7 protein-coding genes are annotated in these 12,427 nt (G+C 60.5%); 2 read left to right on the top strand and 5 right to left on the bottom strand.

What is annotated here, in order from left to right; all coding sequences use genetic code 11:
• Positions 1–254: 254 nt before the first annotated feature.
• Positions 255–3,122 (bottom strand): hybrid sensor histidine kinase/response regulator, encoded by a 2,868-nt coding sequence (locus QA639_RS13530; RefSeq protein WP_283090025.1) that lies wholly within the window; start codon positions 3,120–3,122, stop codon positions 255–257.
• Between the two features lie 777 nt (positions 3,123–3,899).
• Positions 3,900–6,539 (bottom strand): ATP-dependent chaperone ClpB, encoded by a 2,640-nt coding sequence (clpB, locus tag QA639_RS13520; RefSeq protein WP_283090024.1) that lies wholly within the window; start codon positions 6,537–6,539, stop codon positions 3,900–3,902.
• A gap of 937 nt (positions 6,540–7,476) precedes the next feature.
• Between clpB and QA639_RS13515 the strand changes: the two genes are divergently transcribed.
• Positions 7,477–8,151, top strand: a complete 675-nt coding sequence (locus tag QA639_RS13515; RefSeq protein ID WP_225646015.1) for an HAD family hydrolase — start codon at positions 7,477–7,479, stop codon at positions 8,149–8,151.
• 499 nt (positions 8,152–8,650) lie between these two features.
• The gene (locus tag QA639_RS13510; protein WP_283090579.1) at positions 8,651–9,769 is read left to right on the top strand and encodes a site-2 protease family protein; all 1,119 of its coding nucleotides are present in this window, start codon (positions 8,651–8,653) and stop codon (positions 9,767–9,769) included.
• Between the two features lie 243 nt (positions 9,770–10,012).
• Here the strand turns inward: QA639_RS13510 and QA639_RS13505 are convergent, their stop codons facing one another.
• The 3 genes from QA639_RS13505 to QA639_RS13495 all read right to left on the bottom strand — a co-directional run bounded on the left by QA639_RS13505 (position 10,013) and on the right by QA639_RS13495 (position 12,203).
• The gene (locus QA639_RS13505; protein ID WP_283090023.1) at positions 10,013–10,537 is read right to left on the bottom strand and encodes a DedA family protein; all 525 of its coding nucleotides are present in this window, start codon (positions 10,535–10,537) and stop codon (positions 10,013–10,015) included.
• Positions 10,538–10,799: 262 nt separating this feature from the next.
• Complete coding sequence (locus QA639_RS13500) at positions 10,800–11,480, bottom strand: dienelactone hydrolase family protein (protein WP_283090022.1); 681 nt, start codon at positions 11,478–11,480, stop codon at positions 10,800–10,802.
• A 438-nt stretch (positions 11,481–11,918) separates the two neighbouring features.
• A complete protein-coding gene (locus QA639_RS13495; RefSeq protein ID WP_283090021.1) occupies positions 11,919–12,203 on the bottom strand; it encodes a hypothetical protein in 285 nt (94 codons plus the stop codon).
• Positions 12,204–12,427 lie beyond the last annotated feature (224 nt).

Below are 12,427 nucleotides of genomic sequence, written 5' to 3'. Positions count from 1 at the left end.
GCGTGGCTGTCCGCGTTCGAGAATCAATAGGGAGAGCATCTTTCCTCAAAGGAAGACGCGCATTTTTGTCGTTGCTCGACAAGAATCCCGATCGGCCTCGCATCTCAATTAGACTCACGTGAAAAGCTTTCATCCGGCACCACCTAAATGGGCGGAGCTGACGGCTCGCGAAAGTCCGCTATGCCCCCGTAGCGATCAAATTCCGCATCGCAGCGAATGATACGACGGGCCATCAACGACATCGGAAGCTCGCCCTATTCTAGTGCGGCGCTGATCGCGTTAACTAGTTCGTCTTCCGTGAACGGCTTCAAAATAATTCGCAAGTCGTTCAACTCATTCAGGACGGTGCGATCGCCATAGCCGGTGATAAGGATGACTGGCAAAGTTGGCCGCATCGCACGGATCGCTTTCGCAAGCTCGCCGCCGCTCATTTCCGGCATGGCGAGATCCGCGAGAACGAGATCAATTTCCTGATTACTTGCGAGCATGCGAAGCGCTTCGCCGCCGCTCTCGGCCGACACCGTTGCATATCCGAGAAGATCGAGCATCCTAACCATGGACTTCAGGACAGCCTTTTCGTCATCTGCGACCAGAACACGAAATCTCTTGGTGGTCTGCAGAGGCTTGCTCGCATCAACGGTGTCCGCATGGTGATCAGCATTGTCGACCCCCGCGCGCGGCAAGAAAACCTTCACCGCAGTGCCCTGACCGAGGCGAGTCTCAATACGCACGCCACCACCGGACTGTTTGGCAAAACCGAAGACTTGCGCCAATCCGAGGCCCGAGCCCTTTCCTGGTTCTTTCGTCGTGTAGAAAGGCTCGAACACATGCAGCAGGACATCATCTGGGATACCAGTGCCGGTATCATTGACGGCGAGAACCACGTAGTCTCCCGGCAACGGCTCTTCCGGCCGAAAGGACTCGCTTTCGATGACGGTGTTGAACGTCTCGATAGTGAGCGTGTCGCCCGGCTGCATCGCGTCCCTGGCGTTGATGGCGAGATTGAGAACGATCATCTCGATTTGGTTTGGATCGACCAGAGCGGGCCAGAGATCCGGAGCAAATATTGTTTTGAGTTGCACCGTCCCGCCCAAGGTGGCGCCGAGCAGATCGCCGATTCCGGCGATCTTTCTGTTTAGATCAACCTCGAGGGGTGCAAGTTGCTGTTTCCGCGAAAAGGCGAGGAGTTGCGCAACGAGCTTCCTGCCCCGGTCAGCAGCGGTCCGGATGAGTTCGATGCCTTCCCGATCGTCAGGGCGTTCCATTGTACGAGCGAGCAGACGCGCATTGGTCAGCACGACTGTGAGTAGGTTGTTGAAATCGTGCGCCACTCCTGACGTGATCTGCCCGATCGCATCGAGCCGCTGCAACTGCTGGACTTCGGTTTCGGCAAACTTACGTTTCTCCATTTGAGAGCGGAGCTGCCGGTTGGCCTCCTCCAGTTCGCGCCTCCGGTCTTCAATGCGGCGCTCGAGCCTTTCTTCAATACGTTTGCGCTCGGTGACCTCCAAGGCGATACCGAAAAACGCAACTGGCGTTTCGTTCTCGAAATTGGTCCGCCCGCGCGTCGCGATCCAGCGTTCCACGCCGTCCGTATTTCCGATGACCCGGTACTCGATATCGTAGACCCCATCGCCCCGCGGGTCGACGGACCGCTGGACCGCAGCCTCGACACGTGCAAGATCGTCTGGATGAACGCCGGCCCTCCACACCTCGTAATCGACAGGCGTGCCTGCAGCCAGGCCCCACATTGCCCGCAACGTGTCATCCCATTGCAACTCATTGGTTTGCGGATTCCAAGCATAGCAGCCGAGCCGCGCGAGATCGACGGCCGCCTTCAGCCGTGCTTCGCTCTCGCGCAGACGCGCTTCGGCATGCTTCTCCTCTGTGATCTCGCGTATGGCACCGATGAATCCGACCGGCTGTCGGCCTTCAAAGAAATTTTGGGCGTGGGTAGAGACCCAACGTTCTATGCCATCCTCGATTCCCTGCACACGGTACTCGGCCACGAAAACGCCATCGCTATCGGGGTCGAGTGAGGCCTCCCACGCCGCTGCGACCCGAACCTGGTCGTCACGGTGTATGGCCGCGACAGCCATCGGCGCGTCGACGGTGGTGTCAGCGGGTAATCCCCACATTGCCTTAAGGCGTGCATCCCAGTCGAGAGCGCCGGTCCTAGGGTCGCCAGAATAAGGCGATAAGCCGATCAGTTCGACTGCCGCCTTTAGCCGCGCTTCGCTGGCCAGCAGCAACGCTTCTGCTTGTTTACGCCGATCGATGTCTCGGAACGCAACAGAAACGCCCGTCGAGACTGGATAGATGTCGACCTCGAACCAATGCCCAATCAAAGGCGAGGTGCTCTCGAAATGCTGGGCCGTGCCAGTCTCGAGTGCGCGCCGCTGCGCCTCATATTCCAGCGCGCCGACAGCGTTCGGGAACGCTGAGAGAAACGGGACGCCTATCAAATCGTCGGGCTTCTTGTCCCAAATCTCGAGTGCCTTGCGGCTTGCGTAAAGAAAACGTTGATCCCGATCAAGCGCATAAAAGGCCTCGCCGATCCCTTCGAGTACCTCGCGCAGGCTGGCTTCGCTCTTGCGCAAGGCCCGTTCGGCCTGGTCTCGCGCCGCCTTTACCTTTATGGCGTTGGTGGTTTCGAAAGCAGTGGCGAGATTGGCGACGACCGCGCCCGTCTCGTCGCGGATGGGCGTAAAGTAAGACGTGAAAAACGCTTCCTCAGGACCGTCGTCGCGCAGAAGCGTCCAGGGATGGTCTTCCAGCGTAACGGTCTCGCCCGCGAAAACACGGCGGTGGATCGCCGCTTCAGCCGCCTCCCATACCTCGCCCCAGACTTCGCGCCCCGGTCGACCGAAGGCACGAGGATGCATCGTCCCCATGAACGCCCGATGGACCTCATTGTAGATTAGGATGCGCTCGGGACCCCAGATCAGATTCATCGCGAGTTGCGATGCCATCATGAGGTCAATGGTGGTCTTGAGGCTCTGGGGCCAACTGGCAATCGGCCCAAGCGAAGTCTTCTCCCAATCGAACGCGCGAACGCGCGCGCCCATCTCGCCGCCGTTGGATGGCCAAGCTGATCGTCCTAGGTGAAGGTCCTTGCCCACCTGGGCTTCTCGCGGGCGCTGGCGAAAAGGACATCATTGTCCTGACGTACGATCGCGCGCGCCCATCTCGCCACCGCTGGACGGCCAAGCTGATCGTCCTCGGTGAAGGTCCTTGCCCACTGGGCCTTCTCGCGGGCGCAGGCGAAACGGACGTTATTGTCCTCAAGTACGATAGATTGGCCCGGGCAATCAAGCGTCAAAAAGTTGGCTTGGTCCCCGCAATTATGGGTCCCTCGCGAGGAGGTCTCACGGGGAAGATACACGCGGTGGTGGACACCGACGGGCTACCGGTCCGTCTCGTGCTCACGCCCGGTGAGGCACATAATAATCGGCTGTGTGTTCGGTCCTCCTCGTACCTTGCTCCCCCCAGAACGTGTTCATAGCCGCGCAGCAATGGCCCGGCTCAAAAACGGACTTCTGTGATGACCGGGGTGAAGTCGACTTGGCGGCTCGCGGAAATCGCTTATCGTCGCACAGCCGGCCACCTCTCACGGCCGAACCAATTGTTTCATGCGCTCTTAGTTCCTAAAAGTGCATGGTTCACCGACCGTTCAGCTGGCTTGTGAACATAACAGGGCGGCCATGCCGAGCGGTCCCTGGAGGGAGGGATGTTGTTGCGGCGGGCTAGGAACCCGGGCGCCCTCCCCGGGTTCCGCCTCCGCGGGCCACCCCACGTCTACGCTCGCTTCTATCCCGGTGGGATACTTCAGCTTAATCGCCCGCACACATGGCTGTCCGGCTATGAGGCGCCGTCGATCAGCACGACGTCATTCCCTTTTAATGCAGCTTGCGCCTGGCCTGCGGCGCCTCGAACTGGGCTACCTCGGCGGTCTGCGCCGCCTTGCCATTGAAGGTCAGCACATTGCCTTCGCTCGAGATCACAACGCGGTCCCCGTCGGCGACCTCGCCGGCCAGGATCATCTCGGCCAGCGGATCCTGCACGCTGCGCTGGATCACCCGCTTCAGGGGGCGCGCTCCATAGGCGGGGTCCCAGCCTTTGTCGGCCAGCCAGTCGCGTGCGGAAGCATCGAGCGTCAGCGCGATCTTTCGATCCTCGAGCAGCTCTTGCAGCCGCGCGAACTGGATCTCGACGATCCGGCCCATCTCGCTCTTCTGCAGGCGGTGGAACAGGATGATCTCGTCGACGCGGTTGAGGAACTCAGGGCGGAAATGTGCCCGCACCATCCCCATCACCTGATCGCGAACGGCCGAGGTGTCCTCGCCTTCCGGCTGGTTCACCAAAAATTCCGAACCGAGGTTCGACGTCATGATGATCAGGGTGTTGCGAAAGTCGACGGTGCGGCCCTGCCCGTCGGTCAAGCGGCCGTCGTCGAGCACCTGCAGCAGCACGTTGAAGACGTCCGGGTGCGCCTTCTCGATCTCGTCGAACAGCACGACCTGGTAGGGTCGCCGCCGCACCGCTTCCGTGAGCGCGCCGCCCTCGTCATAACCCACATAGCCCGGAGGCGCCCCGATCAGACGGGAGACCGAGTGCTTCTCCATGTATTCGGACATGTCGAGGCGCACCATCGCGGTCTCGTCGTTGAAGAGATACTCCGCCAAGGCTTTCGTCAGCTCGGTCTTGCCGACGCCGGTGGGTCCTAAGAACATGAACGAGCCGGTCGGCCGGTTCGGATCCTGCAGGCCCGCGCGCGAACGCCGAACGGCAGTCGCCACCGCGTGCACCGCTTCGGCCTGGCCAACGACGCGCCTGGAAAGCGCCTCCTCCATCTTGAGGAGCTTGTCCTTTTCGCCTTCCAGCATCTTGTCGACGGGCACGCCGGTCCAGCGCGACACGACCTGCGCGATGTGGTTGGCGGTGACCGCCTCCTCCATCATTTCGCCGGGCGCCTCGTTATCCTCGATGGAGGCGAGTTTCTTCTCAAGCTCGGGAATCTTGCCATAGGCAAGTTCGCCCGCGCGCTGGAATTCGCCGCGGCGCTGCGCGTTGGCAAGTTCAATGCGCAAGGCATCGAGCTCGCTCTTCAGCTTCGCCGCATCGGAAAGCTTGTTCTTCTCCTTGCTCCAGCGCGCCGTCAGCGCCGCGGATTTCTCTTCGAGATCGGCAAGTTCCTTCTCCAGCGTCTGCAGCCGGGTCTTGGAACCCGGATCGCTTTCCTTCTTTAGCGCCTCCTGCTCGATCTTCAGCCGGATGATGTCGCGATCCAGCGAATCGAGCTCTTCCGGCTTCGAATCGACCTGCATCTTCAGCCGCGCCGCCGCCTCGTCCATCAGGTCGATGGCCTTGTCGGGCAGGAAGCGGTCGGTGATGTAGCGGTTCGACAGCGTGGTCGCGGCCACCAGCGCGGAGTCGGTGATGCGCACGCCGTGATGCTGCTCGTACTTGTCCTTCAGGCCGCGCAAGATCGAGATGGTGTCCTCGACTGTGGGCTCGTTGACATAGATCGGCTGGAAGCGCCGGGCGAGCGCGGCATCCTTTTCGACATGCTTCTGGTATTCGTCGAGCGTTGTGGCGCCGATGCAGTGCAGCTCGCCGCGCGCGAGCGCAGGCTTCAACAGGTTGGACGCGTCCATCGCGCCGTCGGCCTTGCCGGCGCCGATCAGCGTGTGCATCTCGTCGATAAACAGGATGATGCTGCCCTCCGCGGAGATGACCTCCTGCAGCACGGCTTTCAGCCGCTCCTCGAACTCGCCGCGATACTTTGCGCCGGCAATCAACGCGCCCATGTCGAGGGAGAGCAGCTTTTTGTCCTTCAGGCTTTCCGGCACGTCGCCATTGACGATGCGCAGCGCGAGGCCCTCGACGATAGCGGTCTTGCCGACGCCGGGCTCGCCGATCAGCACGGGATTGTTCTTGGTGCGGCGGGAGAGCACTTGAATCGTGCGACGGATCTCCTCGTCGCGGCCGATGACGGGATCGAGCTTGCCGTCGCGTGCGGCCTGGGTCAGGTCGCGGGCATATTTCTTCAGCGCGTCGTAGGCGTTTTCGGCCGTCGCGGAATCCGCGGTGCGGCCCTTGCGCAGGGACTCGATCGCCGCGTTAAGATTCTGCGTCGTGACGCCGCCCTGGCTCAAAATATTGCCGGCTTCGCTGTTCTTGTCCATCGCGAGGCCCAGTAGCAGCCGCTCGACGGTGACAAAGCTGTCGCCGGCCTTGTCGGCCGCCTTCTCGGAAGCATCGAAGGCGCGCGCCAGTTCCGGCGCGAGATAGACCTGTCCAGCCCCGCCGCCGGACACTTTTGGCAATTTATTCAGCGCGTCCTCGGTCGCTTTCAGGATGGCGCGGGAGTTGCCGCCCGCACGGTCAATCAGGCCGCTCGCAAGGCCCTCATTGTCATCCAGCAGCACTTTCAACACATGCAGTGTCGAGAACTGCTGGTGGCCCTCGCGCATGGCGAGCGATTGCGCCGACTGGATGAAGCCGCGCGAACGCTCGGTATATTTCTCGATATTCATCGGTTTGCTTCCTTCAGCGCGACGCTCAAGCCCGAAGGCACTCCCTAATATCATTATTGAGTTTCCGCCTGGCCGCGTTGATATCGGTCAACCGGCCGGTGGTCGTCGACCTCATTTGGCATAGCCGCGCGCCCCGCCGCAGCGGTGCCGCTCTCCGCCGGCTACCAGCCAGACTAGTATCTCTAGCTCGGCGCGCCGGTTGAATGAGGGAATTGCATCCGATTGTGTGGCAAGACGTTTACGCTCCACGTCCTGTTTTTCGATCGTCCAGGCCGAACCCACAGCGCGTTGACCTCCATAAAGCTTCCCGAAAGCTTTGGCTGTCACTCAGTCGTAGTAGCACAGCCTGCATACCGTGCTTGCGCGCGCACGATCCGCATCGCGATTGCTGCACCGAGCGGCCGACAAAGATATTGGCCGCTGAAAACCCTCAAGCAAGCTGACGTCAATCAAGGTGCTCGCGATGCGGGAGCCCCTAGATTTCGGTGAATGATGGATTGCGCTGTTGCAACCAGGGAGACCCGGTCGAACGCTGGTAGTCATTACCGAGCGGCGCAATGGTCGCACCTAGAACAGTCCGGACATGGACCCGTCCAAGGACCCCCAAGCGCTGGTCTCCCGTCTCGCGGTCGCGCTCGGCATCGGGCTATTGGTCGCCTCGAACGGGGCTGGCGTCGACGTTAAGCGAGCCCTGGGTGTCCATGGCGCGCCTCACACCTGACATCTTGAGCACGTCAGATGCGGCGGTGGCCATTCTTGGCGTCGTACCGTCAGCAAAATCGCTACCTGGTCGGAGCAGTTGCGCTGTGGTGGCCTTTGTCTTCGCTGCCTGAACGGCGGTTGATCGCCAAGGCCGAGGATTGCCGCTCGCTGGCACCGTCAAATCGAAGATGCTCGGTCATTGCAGATGACAATGCTATCGAAGAAGGAGAAATCGATGCGGATCGAGCCCGTCTTTATATTTGACCTTGATGGAACCCTGGTGGACAGCGTGTACCAACACGTCCTTGCCTGGAAGCACGCGCTTGACGCTGAAGGCATTGAGCTATCGGTGTGGCGCATCCATCGCAAGATCGGCATGAGCGGCGGCTTGTTCACCGACCAGCTTCTGCGCGAGACCGGGTTCGAGATTAGCGATGAGCGCGCGGAACGGCTGCGCGAGGGCCACGCCGCCGCGTACCGTCAGCAGGCCAGATACATCCGGCCTCTGCCGGGAGCGCGAGAATTGCTGTCGTGGTTATCGGAGGCCGGTATTCCGTGGACGATTGCGACCAGCGGCCGCATGGAAACCGCAGCCGTCAATCTGGCCGCGCTCAGCGTCGATCCAGACAGGATCCCGGTAGTGACGCGCGATCAGGTCAAATATGCCAAACCCGATCCGGACCTGTTTCTCGCGGCCGCCGCCCGACTGGAAGCACCTATCGAAACAGCAGTGGTTGTGGGAGATAGCGTCTGGGACATGCTGGCGGCAATACGATGCCGGGCCCTGGGTGTTGGTCTTTTGAGCGGTGGCTATGGGCAAGACGAGTTGAGGCAATCCGGTGCAATCCGCGTTTACGATGATCCGGCCGATCTGTTGAGGCATGTCGACGAGGTTGGCGGCCGTCGATGACGCCTGCACGCGCGGCACGGCCACGCTCAAGATACCTCACGCACCTTCCTGGCACAGCCGCGGAACCCCATTTTGCAGGCGCAATCAGCCGCGTTGAGAGGAAACTCTCGTTCGCACGGCAGCCTTTTTGTAACGACTTCTGGCTCGCTTGGTCCTTGTCGTCAGTGCATGAGCCGCGTGTGATCGTCTCAGATGTCTAACGACGTCACCTCCTCCGGCCTGCTCACGACAGCCGCCCTTGATGAGAGGGCCGCTCTTGTCACGAAGTGGCGATCGAGGCACGCACGAGACAACTGCGAGTTTCCCCTGATCACGGGCATACGGAGAATTTCGAAATTCTTAGCGTGTTCGGCCTGCAACGATATGACCCTGAGCCGGGGGTCGGCCTCCAAATATGCAAGCGGATTGACACCGTTGGGGTTGCGGTTTGTCAGCGCAGCAGCAGGACAGCCGCTTCATCCTGCCCCTGCCCCGAAGCTCGACCGTTGTGAGGCAAGCCATGTCTTGGTACCTGAAGCTCGGCTCCATCGCCGGAACAGCCGTCCGAATCCACATCACTTTCCTCCTCTTCCTCGCCTGGATTTTCGGCGCGAGTTACGTCTCGGGCGGGACCAATGCGGCCTGGAGCAGCCTTCTGTTCATGATGCTCCTGTTCATCTGCGTGCTGGCGCATGAGTTCGGCCACATCCTGATGGCGCGCGCCTTCGGCGTTCTGACACCCGATGTCATTTTGCTTCCAATCGGCGGCGTCGCGCGGCTGGAACGCATTCCGCAAACGCCGCTTGAGGAATTTCTCATCGCGATCGCGGGCCCACTGGTCAATGTCGTGATCGCGTTCGGTCTCGTCCTCCTCACGAGCGCTACACTGGACGGCGGCTCGCTCGCGGCGGTCGAAAGCGCCCAGGTCTCAATGGTCGACCGGCTCGCATCGGTGAATCTGTTCCTCGCGCTCTTCAACCTGGTCCCCGCCTTCCCGATGGATGGCGGACGCATCCTGCGCGCGCTCCTCTCAGCGCGGCTCGGCCTCGTTCGCGCCACCGAGATCGCTGCAATGATCGGTCAATGGGTCGCGTTCGCGCTCGGCTTTATCGGTCTGTTCGGAAGCCCGATGCTGATCTTCATCGCGATCTTCGTTTATCTGGCGGCCTCCTCGGAGGCCCATATGGTCGCCCTCCGCTCCTTGTCGCAAGGCGTGCCGGTCGACGCCGCGACGATGACGCAGTTCGCAATGCTCACGCCGGAATCGCGTCTCAACGAGGCGATCGAGCTCCTGCTGCACACGAGCCAGAGCGAATTCCCGATCGTCGATCATGCACAGCGGCCAGTCGGTATCCTGTCCCGCGCCGACCTGATCCGCGCTCTGAAAGAGCTCGGTCCCGAGGCTCGGCTAAAGGACGCGACATTGTCGCCTTTCCCGACCTGCAATCGTCGCTGCACGCTGGAAGACGCACTCAAACTCCTGCAGGAAAAAGGTGCGCCCGCCGTCGGCGTCCTTGATGGTGCGGACCGGCTGGTTGGACTTGTGAGTTCCGAAAGGCTAGGCGAAATGCTGATGATCGCGAGCGCCATGCCGCCTGGATACCGACTGAGCAGCGGCCACCGGCCCGCGGCAGCCTGAACGGACCGGTTATCGCCGACGTTGTCGGTTTCGATAACCCTCTGCGGCCGTCGATTTTGATCTTGCGAGGCTGCGGGCTCGCGACCTCGAATATATTCCTGATTGTCTCGTTCGAGCCGTGGGCGTTCGCAGCGCCGGGTGTGAATGACGAATCGCAATACCCAGTTGCCTCCTCAGCCAAGCAGTATTTCTCGCATTGAATTTCTCCATTGCATCGCTCTTGGGCGCCGAAATTGGTGTCGCCTACTCCCAGAGCCAAGTCAGGGCTTCCGATCCGAATTTGCCAATTTGCAGCACCACGGCCGCCCACAGGAATGCCGAAGCGAAATTGGCGACCTGAAAGGGCCAATAGGGCATGGCGAAGATGCCAGCGACAAGTGGAACGACCGCGCGCAACGGGCCGAAGAAACGACCGATGAAGACGCCGGACACGCCCCATTTCCTCACGAAGGACTCCCCCTTCGAAATGAGATGCGGATGCCGGGAGAAAGGCCACCTGTGGTAGATGGCCTTCCCCAGTTTCAAGCCGATCCAGTAGGATACCCAATCGCCGAGCCCAGCGCCCGTCGAGGCGGCGATCCAGATCGGCCAGAACTTGATCTCGCTCACGCTGACCAGCCCACCAATCGCGATCAACGCAGCCCAAGCCGGAACCAACACCGAGATGAATGCTAGCGACTCACCGAAAGCGAGCGCAAAAACAATCGGCGGCGCCCAGGCCTCGTTCTGACGCACGAAGTCGATGATTTGCTGTGCGTAAGATTCCATCGGCATTCGCATCAACCAAGCATCTACAGAAATGTGAGAAGACAGCAGTTACCTATACTGACCAATCGCTCCGCGTGCGGCCCGCCCTCGCTTTGTCCGACTTGGCTGAACTCGCTGACGAGTAGTCGGTAAACGGTCTTGACATCCCTGACGTCGGCAGCCTGCGAGAACTCCGCCTCTAGATGTCTTACGTCCAGGCTTCGCGCAGCGGCTTCGAAACGGTAGTTCAACCGATCCCTTGCCGCCTCTTCGCGGATCGAGTTCACCCAACGAGGTGTCTGTAATACCACCGACGCGCCAGCGCTGCCACTTCGTCCAGCGCAACGGGCTCCTCGAAGAAGCGTGTTGCGCCTGGCACGAGGGCGAATTGCTTTTCGCATTTCAGCTGCTTGAACGCTTCCCGGTTCGGCTTAACCGCCTCAAGGTCGTTTCCGCCTACTATGAGCAGCGTCGGTGCGCAGACGCGCACCAAGGCAGCACCGGCGAGATCGGGACGGCCTCCTCGCGACGTGATCGCACCAACTTGATCGGAACGTACCGCCGCCGCTTCCAATGCTGCCGCTATGCCGGTGTCAGTTCCGAAATAGCCGAGCCGTAGGCCCTTCGTATCCGGGTGTTGCGTGATCCAATCGGCTACACCAATCAGCCGTTCGGCGAGCAGCGCAATGTTGAGCCGCAACCTTTTCGTGCGGAGGTCTATTTCTTGCTCCTCGACCGTCAGCAAATCAACAAGGAGAGTCGCAAGATTGGACTCGTTGAGCAGACGCTCCACATAGCGATCCAGGTAGCGACTGCGAGGATTGTGAAAGCCACTGCTGCCTTGCGCGAAGAGAATAAGGCCGCTGGATTCTAGCGGCACCGTCAGCCTGCCGTAGAGCGATTCCGAGCCCGCTGGGATGGCTACCAACTGGTCTTCAATCGCTAGAGCAGCAGGATTGCGCATCGTTACTTTCCTTCCTGGAATGCGCTGCGGCGACCGCTATCTCTCCCGCCTATCCGCTGCGAACGAAAACGCCGCTTGCCTTGCCAATAGGCACTGATCGCGAGCAACACACCTTGGCTCGCAGCTTGGTTCGCAGCAAGCTTTTGAAAGAACTTTGCCCAACAAGGTCTCGCCCGACCATGACGTCCGTCAATGGAAGGATGATCGTGCCGCTTCTCGGCAGAGTATGATCACGAAGCACTGAGCCGGCACCCATTGCAGGAACAGCCAGAACGGCTTCGTGTGCAAGCAGGAGAACGCGAACTGATTGCGAAGCTCGCAAATCAGCCCTCTTGCAACGAGAATTCCATAGGCATCGCGCGGAAGATTCCGAAATGGCCTTCCCCGCGGCGATCGGAAACTCGACGGACGGATCAGCCTCCTCCTTGATATTTGTCATCAGTTTCGCATTCTCTCACACACCACCACCACCACCACCCGGCCCGGACCGGGCACGAAATTGATCTTTATCACGGCGCCCTGTTCGACATTGCAGTATCTTTGCACGTGGTGCGGAGTTCCCCTATGGTTGCGGCCATTCACGTTTTTCCCGACGACAATTTCGACGACTGGGTCGTTCGCGACGACAAGGGGTGCGAGCTCGGTCACTATCCGACCAGGGAAAACGCCGAATTTGCCGCGCAAGCAGTTGCGCGGGAATTGGGGACCAGGTTCGTCGTTCATCTCCCTGATGGAAGAACGAGTTGCACTAATTTTGCGAGGGGATGGCTCGCCAGATTGTTCGGTTCGGTCGGCCTAAGAAAATGGTAGCGCCTCTGTTGGAAGAGGCATCAATTACAATGCGACACGAAGGTCAATTTGCGCCGCCTTGAGCCACGAAATATTGACAACGATCATGGTGCACGACACGACGGCGCTCAATGTTCCCCGCGCGAGTTCGGATGAAG

The organism is Bradyrhizobium pachyrhizi (assembly GCF_029714545.1).
Taxonomy (GTDB): domain Bacteria; phylum Pseudomonadota; class Alphaproteobacteria; order Rhizobiales; family Xanthobacteraceae; genus Bradyrhizobium; species Bradyrhizobium pachyrhizi.
This window is presented reverse-complemented; position numbering and strand designations above follow the sequence as displayed.